At 64.8% G+C, this 23,718-nt stretch carries 23 protein-coding genes; 21 read left to right on the forward strand and 2 right to left on the reverse strand.

Annotated features, from left to right (window positions below; all coding sequences use genetic code 11):
• Positions 1 to 104: 104 nt before the first annotated feature.
• From P9254_RS05435 to P9254_RS05465, 7 genes are all read left to right on the forward strand, one after another.
• A complete protein-coding gene (locus P9254_RS05435) occupies positions 105 to 707 on the forward strand; it encodes an ANTAR domain-containing response regulator (protein ID WP_066992153.1) in 603 nt (200 codons plus the stop codon).
• Positions 704 to 1,936: a CmpA/NrtA family ABC transporter substrate-binding protein gene (locus P9254_RS05440; protein ID WP_278054300.1), complete on the forward strand. Its 1,233-nt coding sequence runs from the start codon at positions 704 to 706 to the stop codon at positions 1,934 to 1,936. Before P9254_RS05435 ends, P9254_RS05440 begins: the two co-directional genes overlap by 4 nt.
• Before the next feature lie 357 nt (positions 1,937 to 2,293).
• Positions 2,294 to 2,473 (forward strand): hypothetical protein, encoded by a 180-nt coding sequence (locus P9254_RS05445; RefSeq protein WP_095802340.1) that lies wholly within the window; start codon positions 2,294 to 2,296, stop codon positions 2,471 to 2,473.
• A 63-nt stretch (positions 2,474 to 2,536) separates the two neighbouring features.
• The gene (locus P9254_RS05450; RefSeq protein ID WP_095829417.1) at positions 2,537 to 3,838 is read left to right on the forward strand and encodes an MFS transporter; all 1,302 of its coding nucleotides are present in this window, start codon (positions 2,537 to 2,539) and stop codon (positions 3,836 to 3,838) included.
• A gap of 17 nt (positions 3,839 to 3,855) precedes the next feature.
• Positions 3,856 to 6,306, forward strand: coding sequence for a nitrite reductase large subunit NirB (gene nirB, locus P9254_RS05455; protein ID WP_278054301.1), 2,451 nt, complete (start codon positions 3,856 to 3,858; stop codon positions 6,304 to 6,306).
• 58 nt (positions 6,307 to 6,364) lie between these two features.
• Complete coding sequence (gene nirD / locus P9254_RS05460) at positions 6,365 to 6,694, forward strand: nitrite reductase small subunit NirD (RefSeq protein ID WP_095802290.1); 330 nt, start codon at positions 6,365 to 6,367, stop codon at positions 6,692 to 6,694.
• A 3-nt stretch (positions 6,695 to 6,697) separates the two neighbouring features.
• A complete protein-coding gene (locus P9254_RS05465; RefSeq protein ID WP_095802289.1) occupies positions 6,698 to 9,367 on the forward strand; it encodes a nitrate reductase in 2,670 nt (889 codons plus the stop codon).
• Positions 9,368 to 9,383: 16 nt separating this feature from the next.
• Here the strand turns inward: P9254_RS05465 and P9254_RS05470 are convergent, their stop codons facing one another.
• Positions 9,384 to 10,601: an NAD(P)/FAD-dependent oxidoreductase gene (locus P9254_RS05470; protein ID WP_278054303.1), complete on the reverse strand. Its 1,218-nt coding sequence runs from the start codon at positions 10,599 to 10,601 to the stop codon at positions 9,384 to 9,386.
• Between the two features lie 15 nt (positions 10,602 to 10,616).
• Positions 10,617 to 11,381 carry an HpcH/HpaI aldolase family protein gene (locus P9254_RS05475; RefSeq protein WP_278054305.1) on the reverse strand — a complete coding sequence of 255 codons (765 nt, stop codon included), beginning with the start codon at positions 11,379 to 11,381 and terminating at the stop codon, positions 10,617 to 10,619.
• Positions 11,382 to 11,485: 104 nt separating this feature from the next.
• On the opposite strand from P9254_RS05475, the gene P9254_RS05480 reads away from it, so the two are divergent.
• The 14 genes from P9254_RS05480 (at position 11,486) to P9254_RS05545 (ending at position 23,679) form a co-directional block, all read left to right on the forward strand.
• A complete protein-coding gene (locus tag P9254_RS05480) occupies positions 11,486 to 12,376 on the forward strand; it encodes a 2-hydroxy-3-oxopropionate reductase (protein WP_278054307.1) in 891 nt (296 codons plus the stop codon).
• A 3-nt stretch (positions 12,377 to 12,379) separates the two neighbouring features.
• Complete coding sequence (locus tag P9254_RS05485) at positions 12,380 to 13,192, forward strand: shikimate dehydrogenase family protein (protein WP_278054308.1); 813 nt, start codon at positions 12,380 to 12,382, stop codon at positions 13,190 to 13,192.
• Positions 13,185 to 13,991: an SDR family NAD(P)-dependent oxidoreductase gene (locus P9254_RS05490; RefSeq protein WP_127245853.1), complete on the forward strand. Its 807-nt coding sequence runs from the start codon at positions 13,185 to 13,187 to the stop codon at positions 13,989 to 13,991. Before P9254_RS05485 ends, P9254_RS05490 begins: the two co-directional genes overlap by 8 nt.
• Before the next feature lie 14 nt (positions 13,992 to 14,005).
• Positions 14,006 to 14,353 (forward strand): RidA family protein, encoded by a 348-nt coding sequence (locus P9254_RS05495; RefSeq protein ID WP_066992119.1) that lies wholly within the window; start codon positions 14,006 to 14,008, stop codon positions 14,351 to 14,353.
• A gap of 76 nt (positions 14,354 to 14,429) precedes the next feature.
• Positions 14,430 to 15,218, forward strand: coding sequence for a FadR/GntR family transcriptional regulator (locus P9254_RS05500; protein WP_278054311.1), 789 nt, complete (start codon positions 14,430 to 14,432; stop codon positions 15,216 to 15,218).
• 281 nt (positions 15,219 to 15,499) lie between these two features.
• Positions 15,500 to 16,210, forward strand: a complete 711-nt coding sequence (locus P9254_RS05505; RefSeq protein ID WP_278054312.1) for an SDR family oxidoreductase — start codon at positions 15,500 to 15,502, stop codon at positions 16,208 to 16,210.
• Positions 16,211 to 16,221: 11 nt separating this feature from the next.
• A complete protein-coding gene (locus P9254_RS05510; protein WP_066992110.1) occupies positions 16,222 to 16,971 on the forward strand; it encodes an SDR family NAD(P)-dependent oxidoreductase in 750 nt (249 codons plus the stop codon).
• A gap of 83 nt (positions 16,972 to 17,054) precedes the next feature.
• A complete protein-coding gene (locus P9254_RS05515) occupies positions 17,055 to 18,002 on the forward strand; it encodes a LysR substrate-binding domain-containing protein (RefSeq protein WP_066992107.1) in 948 nt (315 codons plus the stop codon).
• A gap of 87 nt (positions 18,003 to 18,089) precedes the next feature.
• Positions 18,090 to 19,124, forward strand: a complete 1,035-nt coding sequence (locus tag P9254_RS05520; protein ID WP_082980382.1) for an amino acid ABC transporter substrate-binding protein — start codon at positions 18,090 to 18,092, stop codon at positions 19,122 to 19,124.
• A 77-nt stretch (positions 19,125 to 19,201) separates the two neighbouring features.
• Entirely contained in the window at positions 19,202 to 20,368 is a 1,167-nt protein-coding gene (locus P9254_RS05525; protein ID WP_278054314.1) for an ABC transporter permease subunit, read from the forward strand.
• Positions 20,369 to 20,371: 3 nt separating this feature from the next.
• Complete coding sequence (locus P9254_RS05530) at positions 20,372 to 21,451, forward strand: amino acid ABC transporter permease (RefSeq protein ID WP_278054315.1); 1,080 nt, start codon at positions 20,372 to 20,374, stop codon at positions 21,449 to 21,451.
• Between the two features lie 13 nt (positions 21,452 to 21,464).
• Entirely contained in the window at positions 21,465 to 22,220 is a 756-nt protein-coding gene (locus P9254_RS05535; RefSeq protein WP_278054316.1) for an amino acid ABC transporter ATP-binding protein, read from the forward strand.
• Positions 22,221 to 22,273: 53 nt separating this feature from the next.
• Complete coding sequence (locus tag P9254_RS05540; RefSeq protein WP_278054318.1) at positions 22,274 to 22,945, forward strand: FAD-binding oxidoreductase; 672 nt, start codon at positions 22,274 to 22,276, stop codon at positions 22,943 to 22,945.
• A complete protein-coding gene (locus P9254_RS05545; RefSeq protein ID WP_278054711.1) occupies positions 22,945 to 23,679 on the forward strand; it encodes an FAD-binding oxidoreductase in 735 nt (244 codons plus the stop codon). The genes P9254_RS05540 and P9254_RS05545 overlap by 1 nt, the downstream gene beginning before the upstream one ends.
• Positions 23,680 to 23,718: the final 39 nt, after the last annotated feature.

Consider the following 23,718-nt stretch of genomic DNA (forward strand, 5'->3'; position numbering starts at 1 on the left):
GCTTCGAATATCGGCGACTGGCCGGCGGCGTTTGGGCGTGGGAAAGTCGCCGCGGACCACGCTACCGCATTGCACAATTCCGGCCGGGCTGCACAATAGGGCGCATGTCCGCTGGTTCGTTGACCATCCTTGTTATCGACGAGAACCGCATCCGCGCCTCGATCATTGAGGCCGGATTGCGGGACGCCGGCCATCGCCATGTCACCGTTGTTCATGACGTGGCCGGCATTGCCAAGCGCATCGCCGAGATCGAGCCGGATGTCATCGTCATCGATCTCGAAAACCCCAACCGCGACATGCTGGAGAACATGTTCCAGCTTTCGCGAGCAGTGAAACGGCCGATCGCTATGTTCGTCGACCGCTCCGACCGGGCCTCGATCGAGGCGGCGGTCGAAGCCGGCGTGTCCGCCTATGTGGTCGACGGGCTGAAGAAGGAGCGCATCAAACCGATTCTTGACATGACGATCAGCCGCTTCAACGCCTTCTCGCGCATGGCGCGCGAACTGGAGGAGGCGCGCAGCGAGCTCGAGAACCGCAAGGTCGTCGATCGCGCCAAAGGCATATTGATGAAATCGCGCGGCTTGAGCGAGGAGGCCGCCTACGCGCTTCTTCGCAAGACCGCCATGAACCAGAACCGCAAGATCGCCGACATCGCCCAGAGCCTGGTGACGGCGGCGGGATTGCTGGGCCCGCTGGAGGGCGAATGAGCAAGACTGCCGCGCACCAGATCACCGCCGGCTTCATGCCGCTCTTCGACAGCGCCGTCCTTGTAGCAGCCGGCGAGATGGGCTTTGCCACCCGCGAAGGCATCGAGCTCAAGCTGCATCGCGAGACCTCGTGGGCCAACATCCGAGACCGCATCGCCATCGGCCATTTCGACGTGGCACATATGCTGGGGCCGATGCCGCTCGCCTGCAGCCTCGGCCTCACGCCGCTTGCCTCGGAGACCATAGTGCCCTTCTCGCTCGGGCTTGGCGGCAACTGCGTCACCGTCTCCAATGCGGTGTGGCAAGGCATGTCGGCGCACGGGGCCGCGCCCGATCTCGATCCGGCGCGCGCCGGGACGGCGCTTGGCGCTCTGATCCGCGAGCGGGCGGCCGCCGGCCGCGAGCCTTTGCGTTTCGCCGTCGTCCATCCGCATTCCGGGCATAATTACGAGCTGCGCTACTGGCTCGCCGCCTGCAGCATCGATCCCGACCGCGATGTCGAGATCGTCATCGTGCCGCCGCCCTTCATGGCCGATGCGCTCTCCGCCGGCCGCATCGACGGCTATTGCGTCGGAGAGCCCTGGAACAGTGCCGCCGTCGCCGCCGGCACCGGCCGCATCGTCACCGTCAAGGCGCTGCTGTGGCGCAACAGCCCGGAAAAGGTGATCGGCGCGCGCAGAAGCTGGGCCGAGGAAAACCCCGACGCGCTGGCGGCGCTGCTGAGAGCGCTGCATCACTCCGCGCGCTGGTGCCAGGATCCGGTGAACCGCGGCGCGCTGGCCGCGCTGATGGCCAAGCCTGCGTTCCTCGGGCAGCGGGAGGCGATCCAGATGCCGGCACTCACCGGGCGACTTCAGCTCGGCGGCGGCCCGGAGCGCAGCGTTGAGGCTTTCTTCCTGCCCTTCGACAAGGCGGCGAACTTTCCCTGGAAGAGCCATGCGCTCTGGTTCTACACGCAGATGGTGCGCTGGGGACAATTGCCGCATACGCCGCAAAACCTGGCGATCGCCCGCGACTGCTACCGGCCCGATCTCTACCGCTCGGCGCTGAAGCCGCTCGGCGTGGCCCTGCCCGGCGCCAACGCCAAAGTGGAAGGCGCGCTGAAGACCGCGACGCCGGTCGGCTCGGCCGGGGCGAGCCTTGTGCTCGGCCCGGACGGATTCTTCGACGGCCAGATCTTCGATCCCGATCGGATCGATGCCTACATCGCGGCCCAGAATCGCGACTGATCATTTGCGCGCCATTCTTGTGCATTGCACAAAATTTGTGCGCCCTGCCCGCTCCGTTGATCAACGTTTGACCGTGTCTCGGCTCGGCCGGGCCGGCGCCTGAAGCGCCTACCGCTTTGATTCTCCTGGAAATCCGTCTTCCACGCAAAACTGGCACGCTTCGTGCTTTAAGATAATCGCGCCCCTCGCGGGCAATAGAACAGGCGTCCAATGGCGGGCGCCACAGGCAAAGCTGCCGCTCAGGTCGACGCGTGTCCCGGATGTACGGACGCGACAGGCCTGGCCGGCAGCTTTTTTGTTTTGGACCGAATTGCAATCGAAGGCGCCGATCCCAGGCGGCGCCGGACGGAGACGACGATGACGAAACGGATCGGAACTGGCGCTTCCCTAAAGGATTTCACCCGCCGCGATTTCCTGGCGAGCAGCATCCTGACGGCGGTGGGGTTCGCCGCCGCGCTTCTGCTGTTTCCCACCAATCACGACAGAGAGGCCAAGGGTCCGCAAGTCACCGCGCAGGTCCCAGCCTCGGCGCGCTGACCGATGCCGAGCCTTTGATCAACACAACACGCGGTGCCTCCCACGCCGCAAACGGAGCCGACCATGACCGCAAACCTCCAAGCCGCGCCCAGCCAGGACAGTAGCTCCCGGCAGGCGCTCGTCATCTCCACCATCGCCTTCACCGTCTGCTTCGCGGTGTGGACGATCTTCTCCATCATCGGCGTGCGCATAAAGCAGGAGCTCGGCTTGAACGAGACCGAGTTCGGACTGCTGGTCGGCACGCCGATCCTCACCGGCTCGCTCGTGCGCATGGTGCTCGGCGTCTGGACCGACCGCTACGGCGGCCGGCTGGTCTACACCATGACCATGCTCGCGGCGGCGGTCGCGACCTTCCTGCTCGCCTTTGCACATACCTATGAGCAGATGCTGGTCGCGGCGCTCGGCGTCGGGCTTGCCGGCGGCTCCTTCGCGGTCGGCGTCGCCTATGTCTCGCGCTTCTTCCCCGCGCGCAAACAAGGCACGGCTCTCGGCATCTTCGGCGTTGGCAATGTCGGCGCTGCGGTCACCAAGTTCCTGGCGCCGCTCGTACTGATTGCCTGGGGCTGGCAGTCGGTCGCGCTGATCTGGGCCGCGGCGCTGGTTGTCATGGCCGGCGTGTTCTGGTTCATGACCAGCGACGATCCGGTTATCCGCGAGCGCCGTGCCGGTAAGGCAGTACCGGCGAGAAGCTTCTGGCAGGAATTCGCGCCGCTGAAGAACCTGCAGGTCTGGCGCTTCGCCTTCTACTACTTCTTCTCCTTCGGTGCGTTCGTGGCGCTGTCGCTTTGGCTGCCGCGCTATCTGATCGGCGTCTATGGCTTCGGCATCGCCACCGCCGGCATGATCGGGGCCGCCTATTCGATCCCCGCAAGCATTTTCCGCGCTTATGGCGGCGTGCTTTCCGACCGCATCGGCGCCCGTACCGTGCTCTATTGGACCTTCGCCGTATCTGCCGTCGCGACCCTCGTTCTGTCTCTCCCCTCGGCAGATTACGTCGTGCGCGGTATCAGCGGGCCGATCCCGTTCCATGTCGAGATCGGCCCGCTCGCCTTCATCGCCGTCGCCTGCGTGCTCGGCTTCTTCATGAGCCTCGGCAAGGCCGCCGTCTACAAGCACATCCCCGTCTACTACCCGCAGAGCGTCGGCGCGGTCGGCGGGGTGGTGGGCATGATCGGCGGCCTCGGCGGCTTCATCCTGCCGATCGCCTTCGGCGCGCTGAACGACCTCACCGGCGTCTGGTCGAGCTGCTTCATGCTGCTGTTCGTCATCGTGGTCTCGTGCCTTCTCTGGATGCACGCCACCATCCGCCGGATGGAGCGCGCGGCCGCCGTAAAGCCCGCGCCCCTCACCTACGCCGCCGAATAGATCGGAGCTGACCGGACATGAGCGAGAAACTCGTCATCATCGGCAACGGCATGGCCCCCGGCAGGATGCTCGAGCACCTGCTGGAAGCTGCACCCGACCGCTACGCCGTCACCATCTTCAACGCCGAGCCGCGCGTGAATTACGACCGCATCATGCTGTCGCCGGTGCTTTCGGGCGAGAAGGAGTTCGAGGAAATCGTCATCCATGGCGACGGCTGGTACATCAAGCACGGCATCACCCTCTACAAGGGCCACAGGATCGTCGCCATCGACCGCGACGCGAGGACCGTCACCTCGGACCACGGCGTGACCGAAGGCTACGACAGGCTGATCATCGCCACCGGCTCGGTGCCGTTCATCATCCCGGTGCCGGGCAAGGACTTGCCGGGCGTGCTCAGCTACCGCGATCTCGACGACGTCAACGCCATGCTGCTTGCCGCGCAGTCGCGCGCCAAGGCGATCGTCATCGGCGGCGGCTTGCTCGGCCTTGAAGCGGCGGCCGGGCTTAAAGAGCGCGGCATGGACGTGACCGTCCTGCACGTCATGCCGACACTGATGGAGCGCCAGCTCGATCCGGCTGCCGGCTATCTGCTGCAGAAGGCCGTCGAGGCGCGCGGCATCAAGGTCATGACCAAGGCCAACACCAAGGCCATTGTCGGCAATGGCAAAGTCGAGGGCGTCGAACTCATGGACGGCACGATCATTCCGGCGACGCTGGTCGTGATGGCGGTCGGCATCCGCCCGAATATCGCGCTGGCCAAGGACGCAGGGCTGGAAGTCAATCGCGGCATCGTCGTCGACGACCGCATGCAGACATCCGATCCGGCGATCATGGCGCTCGGCGAATGCGCCGAGGTCGGCGGCCATGTCTACGGGTTGGTCGCGCCCCTCTACGAGATGGCCCGCGTCGCGGCAGCCGGGCTGGCGAACGGCGAGGACAGGCGCTTCGTCCATTCCGACACGCCGACCAAGCTCAAGGTCACCGGCATCGACCTTTATTCGCTCGGCGACTTTGCCGACGGCGACGACCGCGAGGAGATCATCCTGCGCGACGCATCCGCCGGCATCTACAAGCGGGTCGTGCTGCAGGACAACCGCATCATCGGCACGGTGCTGTTCGGCGAGACCGCCGACGGCGCCTGGTTCAATGATTTGAAGAAGAAGGCGACCGACATCTCGGAGATGCGTGACACGCTGATCTTCGGCCAGGCATTCCAGGGAGGCGCTTCCTCGGACCCTTTGGCGGCCGTTGCGGCACTGGCGGATGATGCGGAAATCTGCGGCTGCAACGGCGTCTGCAAGGGAAAGATCACCGGCGCGATCACCGGCAAAGGGCTGACCGGGCTCGACGACGTGCGCGCCCACACCAAGGCCTCGGCTTCGTGCGGCTCGTGCACGGGTCTCGTCGAACAACTCCTGAAACTCACGCTGGGCGAGGCCTACAATCCGGCGGCCGTGCAGCCCATGTGCGGCTGCACGAGCCTCGGTCATGACGACGTGCGGCGCCTGATCAAGGCGAAGGGGTTGAAAACGATACCGGCCATCATGCAGGAGCTCGAATGGAAGACCTCCTGCGGCTGCGCGAAGTGCCGGCCCGCGCTCAACTACTATCTGGTCTGCGATTGGCCGGACCAATATGCCGACGACTATCAGTCGCGCTTCATCAACGAGCGTGTGCACGCCAACATCCAGAAGGACGGCACCTATTCGGTCGTGCCGCGCATGTGGGGCGGCGTCACCAGCGCGAGCGAATTGCGCGCCATCGCCGACGTGGTCGATAAGTTCGACATCCCGACCGTGAAGGTGACCGGCGGCCAGCGCATCGACATGCTTGGCATCCGCAAGGAGGACCTGCCTGCGGTATGGGCCGATCTCGGCAAGGCTGGCTTCGTCTCAGGTCATGCCTATGCCAAGGGCCTGCGCACGGTGAAGACCTGCGTCGGCTCCGACTGGTGCCGTTTCGGCACCCAGGATTCGACGGGGCTGGGCATCCGCATCGAGAAGTTCATGTGGGGTTCCTGGACCCCGGCCAAGGTGAAGATGGCGGTCTCGGGATGCCCGCGCAATTGCGCCGAAGCGACCTGCAAGGATGTCGGCGTGGTCTGCGTCGATTCTGGCTACGAGATCCACTTCGCTGGCGCCGCCGGCCTCGACATCAAGGGCACCGAAGTGCTCGGCCTGGTGAAGACCGAGGACGAAGCGCTGGAGGTGATCGTGGCGCTCGTCCAGATGTATCGCGAGCAGGCCCGCTACCTCGAGCGCATCTACAAATGGGCCAAGCGCGTCGGTACCGCCGAGATCAAAAAGCAGGTCCTGGATGACGTGGAGAAGCGCCGCGCTTACTTCGAGCGCTTCGTCTTTTCGCAGAAATTCGCTCAGGTCGACCCGTGGTCCGAACGCGTCTCCGGCAAGGACAAGCACGAGTTCCGGCCGCTGGCCTCGGTCGGGTTCGCCGAGGCGGCCGAGTGATGGAGAAGTTCGCGCCATCCTGGACGCTCGCCTATCAAGCAAACACGGGAGTGTCCCAATGAACTGGATCGCAATCGGCTCCGTTTCCGACGTCCCTCGCCGCGGCGCGCGTTGCGTGGCCACCCCGCAAGGCAAGATCGCTGTTTTCCGCACCGCGGATGACAAGGTCTTCGCCATCGAAGACCATTGCCCGCACAAAGGCGGGCCGCTCAGCCAGGGCATCGTCCATGGCGCGGCGGTGACCTGCCCGCTGCACAATTGGGTGATCTCGCTGGAGACCGGCAAGGCGCTCGGCGCCGACGAAGGCTCGGTTAGGACGATCCCGGTCAGGATCGAAGGCGAACGGCTGTTCATTGCGCTCGAAGCGTTGGCCTCGAAAGCGGCCTGAGCCATGGAAGAAGCACGCGAGGTGAGGACCACCTGCCCCTATTGTGGGGTGGGGTGCGGCGTGGTGGCCGAGATCGCCGCGGGTGGCAAGGCAACCGTCCGCGGCGATCCCGAGCACCCGGCCAATTTCGGCCGCCTTTGCTCTAAGGGTGCCGCGCTTGCCGAGACGCTCGGCCTCGATGGCCGCTTGCTTCAGCCGGAAATCCAAGGCAGGCAGACGAGTTGGGACGAAGCGCTCGACCTCGTCGCCGCGAAATTCTCGGACGCGATTGCCGAGCATGGGCCGGACTCGGTCGCCTTCTATGTCTCCGGCCAGTTGCTTACCGAAGATTACTACGTCGCCAACAAGCTGATGAAAGGCTTCATCGGCTCGGGCAATATCGATACCAATTCGCGGCTGTGTATGGCGTCGTCGGTCGCCGGCCACCGCCGCGCTTTCGGCGAGGACATCGTTCCCGGTGTCTATGAGGATTTCGAGCACGCCGATCTGATCGTGCTCACCGGCTCCAACACCGCATGGTGCCACCCCGTGCTCTACCAGCGCATGCTCGCGGCGCAGCGCGAACGCGGAACCAGGATCGTCGTCATCGATCCGCGCCGCACCGCCACGGCAGACGAATGCGACCTGCACCTGGCGCTTGATCCGGGCACGGACGTGCTCTTGTTCAACGGCCTTCTGGCGCATCTCGTCCAGAGCGGAAAGATCGACGCGGATTTCATCCGCACCAGCACATCGGGCTTCGAAGCCGCTGCCGCGCTGGCCGGTGCCGATGCGCCGTCGGTCGCGCGCGTCGCAAAAGGCTGCGGGCTGGTGGCCACGGATGTCCAGGCCTTTTATGAGATCTTCGCCGGCACCGAACGGACGGTCACCGTCTACAGCCAGGGCGTCAACCAGTCGGCACATGGAACCGACAAGGTCAGCGCCATCCTCAACTGCCACCTCGCCACCGGCCGCATTGGCAAGCCAGGCATGGGGCCGTTCTCGGTCACGGGCCAGCCGAACGCCATGGGCGGCCGCGAGGTGGGGGGCCTCGCCAACCAACTTGCCGCGCACATGGACTTCGCGGATCAGGCCGCTGTCGAGCGGGTCTCCCGCTTCTGGAAGGCGCCCGGAATCGCGCGACGCGGCGGGCTGAAGGCCGTGGACATGTTCCAGGCGGTTGCCGACGGCCGCATCAAGGCGCTGTGGATCATGGGCACTAATCCCGCGGTGAGCATGCCGGACGCGTCGCGCGTGCGCGCCGCCCTGTCCAAATGCGATTTCGTCGCGGTTTCGGATGTGACCCGCACCGACACCACGCGCTATGCCGACGTGCTGCTGCCCGCCGCTGCCTGGGGCGAGAAGGACGGCACGGTCACAAATTCGGAACGGCGCCTCTCGCGTCAGCGGCCGTTCATGCGGTCGCCGGGCGACGTGAAAGCCGATTGGCGAATCATCTGCGAGGTCGCCGCGCGCATGGGCTTCGGCGATGCTTTTGCCTACCAGACGCCGGCCGAAATCTTCCGCGAGCATGCCGCGCTCTCGGCTTTCGAGAACAATGGGGGGCGCTTGTTCGATCTGGGCGGCCTGATGGACCTCAGCGATGCGGGCTATGCCGGCTTCGCGCCGCGCCACTGGCCGGCACCAGAATCGCGCGAGTACCAGACGAGATTGTTTGCGGACGGTCGTTTCCCGACACCGGACGGCCGTGCGCGTTTCGTGCCGGTGCGGCAGGAGGCGACGGCGTTTACAGTCGATGCGGACTATCCGCTTGCGCTGAACACGGGCCGGCTGCGCGACCAATGGCACACCATGACGCGTACCGGCACCGTGCCGCGCCTGATGGCCAACACGCCGGAACCGGCGGTCGACCTCAATCCGGCGGATGCGGCCGCGCACCAGCTCAAGGATGGCGACCTTGCCCATCTGTCGACGCGCTTCGGCTTCGTGCGCGCGAGAGTACGTGTGGCCAACGCGCAGCGGCGCGGCCATGCCTTCATGCCGATGCATTGGAGCGGCCAGTTCGCGGCCAGGGCCGCCGCCGGCCTGCTGTCCTCGCCTGTCACCGACCCGCATTCCGGCCAGCCAGAACTGAAGCATGTCCCAGCCAGAATCGTGCGCGAAAACACTGGATGGGCCGGCGTGCTCATCACGCGGCGCGATCTCAGGCCGACCGGTTTCGTCCACTGGAGCCGCTACACGGTCGAAGGCGGCTGGGTCTACGAACTGACGGGGACCGAGCCGCCGGACCAGGGCATTCTTCTGGCGCGCAAGCTGCTCGGCGTTCAACGGCAGGATCAACTGCTCGAATACACCGATCGCCGCGGGCTCGCTTATCGCGCCGCTGCGATCGACGAAGGCGGCGCCATGGCTGAGGCCGTGCTGGTCGCCGCTCCAGACCAGTTGCCGACGCGGGATTGGCTGGTCTCGCTGCTGGCCACCCGCCAGCCGCTGTCGCCAGCCGATCGCCATGCGCTTCTTTCCGGGCGTTCACCAGCGCCGATGCCCGCCATCGGGCGGATCGTGTGCTCATGCTTCCACGTCGGCGCCAACCAGCTCGCTTCGGCGGTCGCTGCGGGCTGCGACAGTCTGGAGGCGATCGGCTCCACGCTGCGCGCCGGAACCAACTGCGGGTCGTGCCGCTCGGAGATAAGGGCGATCATCGACGCCCGGCACGTTCAGGCCGCCGAGTGAAATTCTCCGGAACAGCTCAGATCACCGCTTCTTCCAGGAACGGTTCGTTGCGCGGGATGCGCTCGTAACAGAACGGTGACAGGTCCAGCGTCTGGAAGGCGCCGTGAACGATCAGCTCCGACACCGCCCGCCCGACCGCCGGCGACTGCTGCAGGCCGTGCCCTGAGAAGCCGTTGGCGAACATGAAGTTCTTCACCTCCGGGTGAAAGCCGACGATGCCGTTGTGGTCGAGCATGTTGTATTCGTAGTGGCCGGTCCAACTGGTCTGGACCTTGAGCGCGTCGAAGGCCGGAATGCGGTGCCACAGCGCCGGCCAGATATAGTCGTCGAACTCCTCGAAATGGATTTCGAAATCGTCGTAATCGGCCGGCCCGTCGCCCTGCGGCGTGTTGCCGGTGAGGAATAGCTCGCCTTCCGGGCGCACGAAAGTGCCGGAAAGGTCGATGACGTTGGGCATTCGCCCAGGGATCGGGTTGGCGCTGGCGAAGACGAAGCTGTAGCGCTTGTAGGGAACGACCGGAATGGAAAGGCCGGCCATGGCAGCGACTTGCTGCGCTCGCGGGCCGGCGGCGTTGACCAAGGTTCCGCAAGCGACTGTCTCGCCGGTCGCCAGCCGAGCGGAGACAACCCGCCCATCGACGACATCCAGTCCGGTCACGGCATTGTCGATGTATTCGACCCCGCTGGCGCGGGCGGCGCGGCGGAAGCCGTTCAACATGCCCATGGAATCGAACCAGCCCTCTTCGCGCGCACCCCAGGAACCGCCGCCGAGGTCGTCGACATTCAGCCAGGGGAAGCGTTCCTTCAGCGGACCCGGCTCAAGGAAGACGGTGTGGGCGCCGAGGCTGCGCTGCAGCTCGACCCGCTCCTTGGCCGCCTCCACCCCTTCCGGCGAGCAGCAATAGAGATATCCGTGCTCCTTGAAGCCGAGATCGGGCGCCGGCTCGTTCGTGTAGAAGGGCGCCATCCGCTCCTGGAAACCGCGGATGATCTCGATGCCGAACTGGCTGATCTTCACATTGATCGGATTGGAATATTGCTGGCGGATGGCGCTGGTGGAGAGCGCCGTCGAGGAGAATTCGTAGCTGGAGTCGCGCTCGACCACGAGGATCGAGGCGCCGCTGCCCAGCGCTTGGCTCAGCCAATATGCCGTCGAAGAGCCGATGACGGCACCGCCGACGATGACGATGTCGTAGGCGTAGCGCGAGGGTGCTTTGTAAGGGGGGATCGCCACGGCCGTCTCCCGAGTCTAGCGGTTGAAGGACGCAATCAGGGCGTCCGAGCCCCGCGCCAGCAGGCCGAGGTCGGAACCGACGGCAACCATGGTGAAGCCGTCGGCGAGATAACGGTCGGCGTCGGCCTTCACGGGAGCCAAAATCCCGCTCGCCTTGCCTGCCGCGGCCGAGGCCTTGCGCACGGAAGCGATCGCTTCCTGCACATGCGCAGCGCCGGGATTGCCCATCGCACCCATATTCGTGGAAAGATCGCCGGGCCCGACAAACAGAACGTCCACGCCTTCCACCGCTGCGATCTCAGCCGCATTGGCGACGCCGGCCGCGTCCTCGATCTGCACGGCCAACAGCTGCTGCTCGCGCGCTTTCGCATGATACCCGGCGATACGGCCGAAGGCGTTGGCGCGATGGCCGACCGAGAAGCCGCGGAACCCGCCCGGAGCATAGGTCATCGCCGCGACGATTGCGCGCGCCTGGTCCGGCGTGCGCACATTCGGAATCATCAGGCTGCGGGCACCGACATCCAGAGCCTGCTTCATCAGGTTGGGATCGTCGGACGGCAGGCGCACCACTGCCTCGCACGGAAATGCCGCCGCGACCTGAAGCTGCGCCATGATGCTGCGCAGATCGTTAGGGCTGTGCTCGCCGTCGATCAGCAGCCAGCCCGCTCCGGAACCAGCCACCACTTCTGTGGTCAGCGCTGAAGCCAGCGAGCACCAGATGCCGATATGAGGCCGGCCAGCCCTGACGGCCGCCTTCAGCGAATTGACGCGCTCTTGCATTTGCGATCGGTCTCCAGTGGAAGAGGCATTGAAATTCGTATGATGTCCTATATCATACGCCTCCGTTAAGCTGCAAGACGCTCTGGCGAGCACGGGAGTTGCGCATGAAAATCGGCTTCATCGGACTTGGCGTCATGGGCGCGCCCATGGCGCGGCATCTCGCCGATGCCGGGCACGAGATCGTCACGGTGCTCAATCGCTCTCCTCTGCCTGCCGATCTGAAAGCGTCGGTGCTGGCTTCCCCGGCGGAAGTGGCGCGGGTTTGCGAAATCATCATCACCATGCTGCCCGATACGCCCGACGTGGAGCGCGTCCTGCTCGGGCCGGGTGGCGTGCTCGAAGGGATTTCAGCCGGCAAGCTGGTCATCGACATGAGCTCGATCAGCCCGATCGCCACCGCGGAATTCGCGGCGAAGTTCAGGGAAGCGGGAGGCGGCTTCCTCGACGCACCCGTCTCCGGCGGCGAGGTCGGCGCAAAAGCGGCGAGTCTCACCATCATGGTCGGCGGGCCGGCTGCCGAATTCGAGCGTGCGCTGCCCATCTTCGAGAAGCTCGGCAAGAACATCACCCTGATCGGCGAGAAGAACGGCGCCGGCCAGACCTGCAAGATAGCCAACCAGATCATCGTCGCGCTCAACATCGAAGCCGTCGCCGAAGCGCTTGTTTTTGCCAGCAAAGCGGGCTGCGATCCGGCGAAGGTGCGAAGCGCGCTGATGGGCGGCTTCGCCTCGTCCCGCGTGCTCGAAGTGCATGGCGAGCGCATGATCGCCCGCACCTTCGCGCCGGGCTTCCGCATCCGCTTGCACCAGAAGGATCTCAACCTCGCGCTCGAAAGCGCCCGCGCGCTTGGAGCCGCCCTGCCGAGCACGGCGCTGGCGCAGCAACTGATGAATGCCTGTGCGGCCCGCCCGGGCGGCGCGGAAGCAGACCACTCGTCGCTCGTCCGGGCTCTCGAGGTCCTGAGCGATCATGAACTGTCAAACGGAAAGGAATAACCGATGCGCGGAACCGGCAAGGCCGATGTCTTCGTCATGCTGGCCCATCCCGTGGGCCACGCGAAAAGCCCTGGCATCTTCAATGAGATCTTCGAGCAGAAGGGGCTCGACAGTCTGATGGTGCCGCTGAGCTGCCGTCCGGAAGATTTCGATACTTTCTGGGCCGGCATCACGGCGGCGGAGAACATCCGCGGCGTCATCATCTCGGTGCCCTATAAGGTCCCGGTCTACCACAAATGCGCCGCCGCCCACGATCGCGCCGCGCGCGTGCAGAGCGCGAATTCCGTGCGCCGGCAGGCGGACGGCACCTGGTATGCCGACAATTTCGACGGCGTCGGCTTCATCGACGCCTTGAAGGCCGGCGGACACCGGATCGTCGGCCGGCGCATCCTCCAGGTCGGCGCAGGCGGTGCGGGCGCATCGCTGACCTACTGCCTCGCCGAGGAAGGCGCGACGGAGATCCGCCTCGCCGACATCGACAGGGAACGCGCGCAAAAGCTCGCTTCGCTGGTCAGCAGGTCGTTCCCCGATTGCCGCATCGAGGTCGGCGAACCCGATCCGTCCGGAATGGACATGGCGATCAACGCGACGCCCTCCGGGCTGAAGGCCGGCGATCCGCTGCCGATGGATTTGAACAAGCTGACGCCGGAGATGACCGTGGTCGACATCATCATGGAGCCGGCCGAAACGGCCCTGCTCAAGGCGGCGAAAGAGATCGGCTGCCGCATCCAGCCCGGACGCCCGATGATGGACTTCCAGGTCGAGGCCATGGCCGCATTCTTCGACATCGAGCGAAAGGAGCGCGACAATGGCTGAGGCTTCGACCGCGGTCGTTATCGGCGGCACGTCCGGGATCGGCCGCGCTATTGCGGAGCGCTTCGCCGAGGAAGGCTACCAGGTGGTCGTCGCCGGCCGGGACGCGAGCCGCGGCAAGGAAGCCGCCGAGGCCTGCGAGAGCGCCGGCGCCCCACGCGCCGTGTTTGTCCAGACCGATGTCGGCGATCCCGATTCCGTCGAGGCGCTCGCGCAAGACGTCAGCAATGCGTTCGGCACCCCTCATGTCGTGGTCAACTGCGCCGGCATCCTGCAGAGCGGCAAGCATGTGCTCGACCAGGACCTCACCGAAGACGAGCAGATGTGGCGGATCAACTATCGCGGCACGCTGCTTGGCTGCCAGTTGTTCGGCCGGCTGATGTCGGCCGCCGGACGCGGCGCGATCCTCAATGTCGGCTCGCTCGCCTCCTTCGCGCCGCTGTCGCTTCCGGCCTACACGCCCGGAAAGCATGCGGTCCTGGCGCTCACCCAGATCCTGGCTGCCGAACTCGGCCCGCATGGAGTCCGTGTGAACGCCGTAGCGCCGGGCTATACCCTCTCCGACGGGCTGAAGGCCAGGATCGCCAAGGGCGAACGCAACCCGGAAGCGATCCAGGCCACCACCGCGCTGCGCCGCTTCGTCGAGCCGCGCGATGTCGCCGAGGCGGCGCTGTTCCTCTGCTCCGACCGTGCCGCCTCGATCACCGGCGTCACGCTGCCCGTCGATGCGGGCTGGCTCGTCCAGGCGCCGTACGCGCAGTACCTGCAGGGCAACCCCATCCGGCAGACGCCGGCAATCTGACGAGGAAGAATCCAGTGGGCGATATCCAGCGCTTCGACTTCGACACCCGCATCCATCATGGCGTCATCCACAACGGCACGCTCTACCTGACCGGCCAGGTTGCCAAGCCGGGCCAACCGGCGGCCGACCAGATGCGCGAGGTGCTCGCCAAGATCGATGCGCTACTCGCCACGGCAGGCACCGACAAGACCCGCATCCTCCACGTCCAGATGTGGCTGGACGACGTGCGGGATTTCGACGAGGTCAATGCGGTCTGGGACGCCTGGATGCCGAAAGAGCATGCGCCGGCACGCTCTTCCGGCGAGGGGCGGATGGCCAAGCCCGGCATGCTGGTCGAACTGATCGTCACCGCGGCGGTTTGAATGGTCTCGCCGGTTCGGGCATCATCCCGAATCTGAACTTGAACGGCCCTAGTCTGGACTTGAACGGAAGGCCTGAATGACGAAGCGCAAGCCGCTTTCCACCCTCGTGGCGGAGAGCCTGGCAAAAAAAATCCGCTCCGGTGAGTTGCAGCCGGGCGCGCAACTGCCGACCGAGGCGGAGCTTTGCGCCGAATACGATGTCAGCCGCACCGTCGTGCGCGAAGCCGTGGCGCGGCTGCGCTCCGAGGGCATGGTGGTGCCGCAGCAGGGACGCGGCATGTTCGTCAGCGAAACGCCCGTGCCGCGCAATTTCTCGATCCCGGACGAGGCGCTGAGAACCTTGCCGGAAACCATCGCCTTGCTCGAGCTCAGGTTGAGCGTCGAAGTCGAATCCGCCGGGCTATGCGCCGAACGCCGCACCGACAAGGAGGCGAGCGACATCCGTGCCATGATGGATGACATCGACGCGCAGCAGGCGGACCCGGCAGCCGTCCAGATCCACTACGACTACGATTTCCACCTCGCGATCGCCAAAGCCGCGCGCAACGAATTCATCCATGGCTTCCTGACCTATCTCGGACCGATGATCGTGCCGCGCTTCCAGCTCGGCTACGTCGTCGAGCCAGCGCTGAAGGACAGCTATTACGCGCGCATCCACAGCGAGCACAAAGCCATCGTCGATGCCATCGAACGACAGGACGGCGGCAAGGCTCGCCAGGCCATGCGCAAGCATCTGCACAACAGCCTCGGGCGCGTTCGAGCCCTGGCGCGGGCTTCCGGAGTCGAGGCGACCGACGCGGAGCAAAAGGCCGCCGCAGCCTCGCTCTTCACCGAAATGAAAAGGCCTGCACCAACGGCCGGGTAAGGCGCGACGGGGTCGATCTTTCGCGTCGGCACCGAATGCGACCTGCCGCGCGTTGCGAAAGCCGTGTTTTTGTTCCACCGGCGACCGGAAACCCTCTCCCGCGCGCCGACGGGATTTGTTTTCCTTTGGTTCGCAGCGTTGGAGGCCGCGCAGGCAGCGTGGAACGTTTGAGCTGCCGGAAAGGCTCTCGAAAGTTTATCTTTCCTTTTTGCTGCTTTTCTTGGTTTCGCGTCACCGGTCGAGGCCGCAGACTGAAGATCAGGCAATAAGGGGAAGCCCACGTGACGACAGCCTTCATCACAGGTGCGACGAGCGGCATTGGGCGAGCCATCGCCATCGCGTTGAGCGACGCCGGCTACGACGTCTATGCGGTCGGCCGCAGCCAGGCCGCGCTCAAAGAACTGCAGGCCGAGCGCCCGGGCATCCTGCCGATCGCCGTTGACGTTACCGACCGCGAGGCTTTGGAATCGGTCCTGGCCGATCTCACAATCGATGTACTGATCAACAACGCCGGCATCATGCCGCCGCTCGGCAATTTCGCCGACATGACGATCGCAGACATCGACACCACGTTGGAGGTGAACCTCAGCGCGGCGATCCTGCTCACCCGCCTCGTCGTGCCGCAGATGCGCGAGCGCCAGTCCGGCCACATCTTGTTCACCGGCTCCACCGCCGGCCACGCGGCCTATTCCAACATCGCCGTCTATTCGGCCACCAAGGCGGCGATCTCCGGCTTTGCCGCTGCCTTGCGCGCCGACCTCTCGCCGTCCGGCATACGCGTCACCGAGATCGTCGCCGGTCGGGTCGAGACGCAGCTCTACAAAGGCATCCTCGACGCCGACGCCCGGGCGGCGATGTACGCCGGAAAAGTAGTGCAGCCGGACGACGTGGGCAGGATGGTCGTCGCTGTGCTGGCGCTCCCCGCATGGGCCGACGTTACCCGTTTCGACATCATGCCGACCTGGCCGAGCTCGCCCAGCGGCACCAAGTAAGGAAAACTGCAATGAAGGATCTTTCCGTTCTGATCGTCGGCGGCGGCGCCGGCCTTGGCGCCCTTCTCGCCCGCATGGCTGTGGAGGCCGGGGCGGCAAAGATCGGCATCATCGACATCAACCAGGAAGCCGCTGAGAGCGCTCTCGACGCGGCGAAAGCCAAGGGCCTGCCCACGGCTGCCGCAGCTTGCGACATCCAGGTCGGACCGCAGTGTCACGCCGCCTTCGACGCCATTGTCGCGAAGCTCGGGCGCGTCGACACGCTGATCAATTGCGCCGCGATCTATCCTCGGCGTCCGCTCCTCGAGATCACCGACGCCGAGTGGGACGCCTCCAACGGCATCAACATCAAGGGCACGTACCACATGATGGTGGCGGCCGTTCGCCACATGCAGTCGCAAGAGCCAAAAGCGCATGTGCGTGGAAGGATCGTAAACCTCACTTCCGTCGACGCCTTCAAGGCGCATCCGCAGAACGCCCATTATGCGGCGACCAAGGCCGCCGTCGTCAGCCTTACGCGCTCCTTTGCCCATCACGTCGCCAAGGACGGGATTTTGGTGAATTCCGTCGCGCCCGCCGGCATGGCCACCGAGAAGGCCAAGGCGCTCGGTTTTCTCGAGGAATTGGCCAAGGCAAGCCCGCTCGGCCGCGGCGCCGAGCCGACCGAGATCGCCGAGTGGGTGCTCATGACCGGCGGCCCGAAGAACACCTATATGACCGGTGAAAACGTAATCGTCTCAGGCGGTTACATCTACGCCTGAATCGGTTTTCATAAGCCGGCGGCGTCTGAAATCCAGCAGTGCATGATCAACGGAGTCTCGAACGAAAGGAGGCGGACCTCACGATGACCGGCAAGCTTCGCCTTCCTTCGCTCAATGCGCTTCGCGTCTTCCACGCCGTCGCACAGCACAAGAGCTTCCGGCAGGCCGCCGACGAGCTCCTGGTGACGCCGCAAGCCGTCGGTCAGCAGATCAAGCTCCTGGAAGACACGCTGCAGGTGACGCTGTTCGAGCGCAAGGGGCGCTCGATCGAACTGACTGAGTCGGCGATCTTGCTCTCGCACTATGTCAAAGCCGGCTTCGACGAATTTTCCGAAGGCGTTCGCCGCGTCACCAAATCGAACTACCGGGACCGCATCAATCTTAATGCGAGCCCCTACTTCGCAACGCACTATCTGCTGCCCAGGCTTTCATTGTTCCGCGAGATCCTGCCGGGCGCTGATCTGCGCCTGACGACGATGGTCGACCTGCCCGATTTCGGGCGTGACGACATCGATATGACGGTGCAGTGGGGCTATGGCAACTGGCCGGACTACGAGACCACGCTGCTGGTGCCGGACCCGAAGATCATATGCTGTACCCCGGCGATCGGCGAGAAGATCAAGTCGGCGCAGGACCTGACGCGGTTCACGCTGCTCGACACCGTCAAGTCGAAGCGGCTGTGGCCCGACATATTGCGGCACCTCGGAGTGGAACTGGCTGAGGGCGACCGCAGCATCGGGTTCGATGACGCCGCCACCATGCGCCGTGCGACGCTCCAAGGCATCGGTGTCGGCCTGGTTTCCGTCATCGATGCCGAGGAGGACTTCAGGTCGGGCGCGCTGGTCGCGCCACTTGGCCGTGACGCCCTCTCGGACATGAAGCCGGAAGAAGTCCCCGGCTTCTACCTCGTCATGCCGCGCGGGCATCTGCGCGTGAAGGCGGTGGCCGCCCTGCATCGCTGGCTCGTCCAGCAGGATTGGGGCAGCGACCTCAAGCTTTCTCTGCCGAAACCGACACCGCTCTCCGATTAGGAGCGGCTTCGCGACCGAGGGCCGAAGCGCGTGTTTCGGGCCTCCAACAACAAGAACAAGTGAACCTCAACAGTGGAGACAACAAACATGAAAATGACGAAATGGGGGGCCGCAGCCATGGCCCTTGGCCTGGTTCATTTTGCGGCGCCGGCCGAGGCGGCGGGCGGCAAGACGCTGGAAACCGTGAAGGCGCGCGGCGTGCTCAACTGCACGGGCCATGACGGCTCCTATCTCGGCTTCGCCGAGGTAGACGACAAGGGCAACTGGAAGGGCATGGACATCGACCTCTGCAAGGCGGTGGCGACCGCCGTGTTCGGCGACCCGGCCAAGCTGAAGATCGTCCCGATCAGCTGGGCGCAGCGCTGGCCGTCGCTGCAGTCGGGGGACGTCGACATCATCATCAAGGCGTCGGGCGGCACGCTCAGCCGAGATACCGAGCTCGGCCTGCAATTCTCGATGTCCTATTACCTCGGAACGACCAAGGTGATGGCGCATAAGGAGCTCAATCTGAAGTCGCTCAAGGACGCCGATGGCGGCTCGATCTGCATCCCCGCGGGGACGACCATCGAGCAGCAGGTCGCGGCCTATGCGCAGAAGGTCGGGATCAAGCTGGAGCCTGTCGTCATCGAAAAGACGGAAGAGCTCGAGCAAGCATACTTTTCGGGGCGCTGCGACATGTATGCCCAGTGGGGGCCAGTTCTCGCAATCGCGCGTGTCGCCAAGGGTAAGGTCGACGACCACGTGATCCTGCCCGACGTGCTCGCCGTCGAACCCGAGGTCATGATCGTGCGGCAAGGCGACGACAACTGGGTCGACGTCGCCAACTGGACGCTCTCCGCCCTGCTCTTCGCCGAGCAGGAAGGCATCACGTCCAAAAATGTCGATGAGATCAAGGCCAAGCCCACGTCGCCGGCAGTTGCCAAGTTCCTGGGTGCCGCGCCAGGCATGGGCAAGGGTCTCGGACTTCCTGACGACTGGGCTTACAACGTGATCAAGAAGGTTGGCAACTACGGCGAGATCTTCGATCGCGATCTCGGCAAGGAGTCGCCCTACAAGATGGATCGCGAGCTGACCAACCTCTGGAACAATGGCGGCGTCCTGTTCCCGCTGGTGATCGACTGACTCCACCTCTCAACGCAGCTCGCTCTGAGCTCCGCCTGGCACCGCCAGGCGGAGCCGGCGACAATTCGGGGAAGACCATGATGGTCAGCCTGCTAAGAAATCAGAGGGTCCGCAATACGCTTTTACAGGTTCTTTATGTCGGCTCGATTGCCGCGATGATCCTTGCCTGCGTGATGATCGCCCGGCGGAACCTGGCGCAGCAAGGCATCACCTCCGGCTTTGACTTCCTGTTCAAGTCGACGGGCTGGGATGTCAACTTCTCGCTGCTGCCCGCCACCGCCAACGACCCCTACTGGTGGTTCGTCCTCATCGGCGTCATCAACACGCTATTCCTGGGATGCACCGGGCTGATCCTGGCGACGATCGTCGGCACCATCGTCGGCCTGGCGCGGACCTCCTCGAACGAGCTGGCGCGGCTGCTTGGCCGCACTTATGTCGACATTTTCCGCAACATCCCGCTGATCCTCCAGGTCTTCTTCTGGTACGCCGTCATCACGCATCTGCCGACGCCACGCGCCGCGCACGAGGCCTTCGGCATGCTGCTGACCAGCCGCGGCCTCTATGTCCCGGTCCCCAATGTCGGCGGCGTCGCGTTTGCGGCAGCTTTCCTTGCTGTAATCGCCGCGATCGCGCTGCCGGTTTGGCTGGGCCGGACCACGCGCCTCAGCCAACCGCCCGGCGAGCGGCTCGGCATTCAACTGACCGCGGCCGCGACGGCACTGGCCAGCGCAGTCATTGTCCTTGCGCTGGGTCGCCTGCCGGACCTGCCGCTGCTCGACTTCCCTGCCCTGCAAGGCCTCAACCTCAAGGGCGGCCTGCGCATTCCTCCCGAATTTTCCGCTTTAGCCATCGCCATCGCCATCTATGGCGGCTCCTACATCGCCGAAATCGTGCGCGGCGGCTTCAAGGCAGTCGGCAAGGGCCAGATGGAGGCCGCACTTTCGCTGGGGCTGAGCCCCTGGCGCGTGTTCACGCTGGTGCGGCTGCCGCTGGCGCTGCGTGCCATGCTGCCGATCCTCGCGAACCAGTATGTCTGGCTGATGAAGGCGACGACCATGGGCATTGCGGTGGGCTTCACCGACTTCTTCATGATCGTGGCGCTGACCATCAACCACTCCGGCCAGACGCTGGAGGCGATCGGTATCCTGATGGCGGGCTTCCTGGCGATCAATCTCAGCCTGGCCGCCGTGTTCAACCGCATCAACAAAACCATTGCCCTCAAGGGCAATCAGTTGAGGGGGTGAGTGATGGAGATGGTAATTGTCGCTCCCCCTGCCCCTGGCAAGCTCGAAGACGTGAGGCGCCGTTTCTTCGCCACGCCGCTGCAGGCGCTGCTGTCGCTGATATCGCTGGCGATCATGACTTTCGTTCTCTGGAAGCTGCTGAACTGGGCGGTGTTCTCAGCGGTGTTCACCACCAGCGGCGGGCCCGAGGCCTGCCAGGCGGCGGCAGGAGCCTGCTGGTCGGTCATTGCCGCCAGGTGGCGCATCATCCTCTTCGGCCTCTATCCCTTCGAGGAGCAATGGCGCTCGGCCTTGGCCTGTGTGGCCGTCGTGGTCATGACCGTGCTGAGCTGCATCCCGGCCTTTTGGACCGGTAGCCGCATCGCGCTCGTCTGGGGCGCCGGAACGGCGCTCTACTATGTACTGATGAAAGGCGGCGTGCTCGGTCTTCCCTATGTCGGCGAGGAAGCCTGGGGCGGGCTGGCGCTCACCCTTTTCATCTTCGTCACCACCTGCCTGATCGGCTTCCCGCTGGCGATCTGCCTGGCTCTCTTGCGCCGCTCGGAGCTGCCCTGGATATCCAGGACCACGGGCCTGATCATCGACGGAGTGCGCTCGCTGCCGCTGATCTCTATCCTCTTCACCTTCGCCGTCGTGCTGCCTTTCGCGCTGCCGCAATGGATGGCAGGCGACAAGCTGTACAGAGTCATTCTCGGCTCGGCCCTGTTCTTCTCGGCCTATCAGGCCGAGATCGTGCGCGGCGGCATGCAGGGCGTTCCGAAGGGCCAGGAAGAAGCCGCCATGGCGCTCGGCATGAGCTACTGGCAGCGAATCGGCCGCATCCTCCTGCCGCAGGCCATGCGCAACGCGCTGCCGGCGACGATCAACCAGTTCGTGATCTCGTTCAAGGAAACCTCGCTGGTGGTTATCGTCGGTTTCTTCGAGATCCTCGCTTCCGGCAATGCCGCCTACGGCACCGGCGAATGGCGCTTCGCCTATGTCGAGGTCTATGCCTTCATTGCGTTGATCTATTTCGTCTTCGTCTTCAGCCTGTCCCGCTACGGTGCTTACCTCGAGCGCCGCATGTCGGTCGGCGAACGGTAGGGAGGCGCACAAAGTGAATTCGACGCAGTCATCTGGCGCCGCGGTTCATATCGAGAACCTGGACAAATACTACGGCTCTTTCCACGCGCTGCGGAACATAAACCTTTGCGTGAAGCGCGGAGAAAAGATCGTCGTCTGCGGCCCCTCGGGCTCCGGCAAGTCGACCATGATCCGCTGCATCAATCGGCTCGAGCAGCACAATGGCGGGCGCATCACCGTGCTCGGCACCGAGCTCAACGACGATGTCGGCAACATTGACGGGATCAGGCGCGAAGTCGGCATGGTGTTCCAGCACTTCAACCTGTTCCCGCACATGACCGTGCTGGAGAACTGCATGATCGCACCGATGATCGTGCGCAAGCGACCGCGCGCCGAGGCCGAGGCGACCGCCCGGCGCTATCTGGAGAAGGTCCGCATTCCCGAGCAGGCGACGAAGTTTCCCGGACAGCTCTCCGGCGGCCAGCAGCAGCGGGTGGCGATTGCGCGCGCGCTTTGCATGCAGCCGCAGCTCATGCTGTTCGACGAGCCGACGTCGGCGCTCGACCCGGAAATGATCGCCGAAGTGCTGGACGTCATGGTGACCCTTGCTTCGGACGGCATGACGATGATCTGTCTCACGCACGAGATGGGCTTCGCGCGCCGCGTCGCCGACCGCGTCATTTTCATGGACAGCGGCGAAATCGTCGAGGAGGCGCCGCCGGAGCAGTTCTTCACCTCTTGCCGGAACGAGCGCACCCGGCAATTCCTGTCGCAGGTGCTGGGTCATTGAGCCAGGCGCCGCTGCTGTCTATACGCGGCGTGCCACACATCGCAGGTATCGCAATGACCGACCCCGTGACCGCTTTGCGCGAGATTCTCGGACCGAAAGGCTGGCTTTCGGGCACCGACGCCAAGCCTTATCAGCGCGACTGGCTGAACCGCTATGGCGTCGCGCCTTTGGGCGTTGCCAGGCCCGCAAACACGGCCGAAGTTGCGGCAGTCGTCAAGGCATGCCGGATGGCGGGCTTGGCCGTGATTCCGCAAGGCGGAAACACCGGCCTATGCGGCGGCGCCGTCGCCGATCGGGCGAGCGCGGTGATCGTCTCGCTTTCGCGCATGACGGCAATAGGCGAACCGGATCCGGAGAGCGGGTCGATAGCGGTTGACGCGGGCGTTGTGCTCGCCGCGTTGCACGACGTGCTGGAGCCGCATGGCCTGATGTTCCCGATGCATCTCGGCGCCGAAGGCAGCGCCAGGATCGGCGGCCTGATCGGCACCAATGCCGGCGGCAGCCAGGCGTTTCGCTATGGCATGATGCAGGACCTTGTGCTCGGCCTCGAAATCGTGACCCCGGACGGCGCGATGTGGGAGGCCTTCGCGCGGTGCAGAAGGACAATGCCGGCTATCAGCTGCGCAAGCTGTTCTGCGGGGCCGAAGGCACGCTCGGCATCGTCACGCGCGCTGTCCTCAGGCTCTATCCCACCCCAAAACAACAGGCGAGCGCGCTTCTGGTAATGTCCGACTTCGCCGCGGCCGTTTCCTTCGGCACCTATCTGCGCGGCGAGGCCGGCGAGTTCCTTGCCGGGCTCGAATTCTTCTCCGATGTCGGCCTGACGCTGGCGCTCAAAAATCTGCCTGATCTCGCCTACCAGCTGGAAACACGAGGCGACGTCTACCTGCTCGTCGAACTGGCGTCAGGTTCGGCGCGCGTTCCGCTGGACGAGATCCTCGATTCGGCACTGGAATGGGGTATGGAGGAAGGTCTGGTCGTGGATGGCGCGCTGGCCAATTCGGGCGCGCAGCGGGCGCAATTCTGGCGGCTGCGCGAGGAACAACCCGAGGGGCAGCGGCTGGAAGGCGAACAGTTGAAGCACGACATCTCGGTGCCGCCGGGCGCCATCGCCCGCTTCATCGAGACCGGCGCCGGGATTTGCGACGACATCCTGCCCGGCGTGCGGATCAACCCGTTCGGGCATCTCGGAGACGGCAACATCCACTACAATCTGTCGCCGCCGGAAGGCCGCGCCGATTTCGACGGCAAGGCGGGACAATTTGCCGAGGCGCTGGCTGCGCTCGCTACCGAGATGGGGGGCAGCTTCGCGGCGGAACATGGGCTTGGGCGCGCCAAGATCGCCATGGCCGAGCGGAATCGCAGTTCTGTGGAGCGGGAACTCATGGCGCGGCTGAAGGGCGCGTTCGACCCGCAGGGCACGATGAATCCCGGTGTCCTGGTTCGAATTGCAGAATAAAGAAAAACTTTCGAATGGATCGCATTTCTTGATTTCGCG

The organism is Mesorhizobium sp. WSM4983, assembly GCF_029625765.1.
Classification (GTDB): Bacteria; Pseudomonadota; Alphaproteobacteria; order Rhizobiales; family Rhizobiaceae; genus Mesorhizobium.

What these genes read in the sequence shown, in the direction of transcription:
- P9254_RS05435 (WP_066992153.1), top strand. Translation starts at nt 105, where the DNA reads ATGTCCGCTGGTTCGTTGACCATCCTTGTTATCGACGAGAACCGCATC.
- P9254_RS05440 (WP_278054300.1), top strand. Translation starts at nt 704, where the DNA reads ATGAGCAAGACTGCCGCGCACCAGATCACCGCCGGCTTCATGCCGCTC.
- P9254_RS05445 (WP_095802340.1), top strand. Translation starts at nt 2,294, where the DNA reads ATGACGAAACGGATCGGAACTGGCGCTTCCCTAAAGGATTTCACCCGC.
- P9254_RS05450 (WP_095829417.1), top strand. Translation starts at nt 2,537, where the DNA reads ATGACCGCAAACCTCCAAGCCGCGCCCAGCCAGGACAGTAGCTCCCGG.
- nirB (WP_278054301.1), top strand. Translation starts at nt 3,856, where the DNA reads ATGAGCGAGAAACTCGTCATCATCGGCAACGGCATGGCCCCCGGCAGG.
- nirD (WP_095802290.1), top strand. Translation starts at nt 6,365, where the DNA reads ATGAACTGGATCGCAATCGGCTCCGTTTCCGACGTCCCTCGCCGCGGC.
- P9254_RS05465 (WP_095802289.1), top strand. Translation starts at nt 6,698, where the DNA reads ATGGAAGAAGCACGCGAGGTGAGGACCACCTGCCCCTATTGTGGGGTG.
- P9254_RS05475 (WP_278054305.1), bottom strand. Translation starts at nt 11,381, where the DNA reads ATGCAAGAGCGCGTCAATTCGCTGAAGGCGGCCGTCAGGGCTGGCCGG.
- P9254_RS05480 (WP_278054307.1), top strand. Translation starts at nt 11,486, where the DNA reads ATGAAAATCGGCTTCATCGGACTTGGCGTCATGGGCGCGCCCATGGCG.
- P9254_RS05485 (WP_278054308.1), top strand. Translation starts at nt 12,380, where the DNA reads ATGCGCGGAACCGGCAAGGCCGATGTCTTCGTCATGCTGGCCCATCCC.
- P9254_RS05490 (WP_127245853.1), top strand. Translation starts at nt 13,185, where the DNA reads ATGGCTGAGGCTTCGACCGCGGTCGTTATCGGCGGCACGTCCGGGATC.
- P9254_RS05500 (WP_278054311.1), top strand. Translation starts at nt 14,430, where the DNA reads ATGACGAAGCGCAAGCCGCTTTCCACCCTCGTGGCGGAGAGCCTGGCA.
- P9254_RS05510 (WP_066992110.1), top strand. Translation starts at nt 16,222, where the DNA reads ATGAAGGATCTTTCCGTTCTGATCGTCGGCGGCGGCGCCGGCCTTGGC.
- P9254_RS05515 (WP_066992107.1), top strand. Translation starts at nt 17,055, where the DNA reads ATGACCGGCAAGCTTCGCCTTCCTTCGCTCAATGCGCTTCGCGTCTTC.
- P9254_RS05520 (WP_082980382.1), top strand. Translation starts at nt 18,090, where the DNA reads ATGAAAATGACGAAATGGGGGGCCGCAGCCATGGCCCTTGGCCTGGTT.
- P9254_RS05525 (WP_278054314.1), top strand. Translation starts at nt 19,202, where the DNA reads ATGATGGTCAGCCTGCTAAGAAATCAGAGGGTCCGCAATACGCTTTTA.
- P9254_RS05530 (WP_278054315.1), top strand. Translation starts at nt 20,372, where the DNA reads ATGGAGATGGTAATTGTCGCTCCCCCTGCCCCTGGCAAGCTCGAAGAC.
- P9254_RS05540 (WP_278054318.1), top strand. Translation starts at nt 22,274, where the DNA reads ATGACCGACCCCGTGACCGCTTTGCGCGAGATTCTCGGACCGAAAGGC.
- P9254_RS05545 (WP_278054711.1), top strand. Translation starts at nt 22,945, where the DNA reads ATGTCCGACTTCGCCGCGGCCGTTTCCTTCGGCACCTATCTGCGCGGC.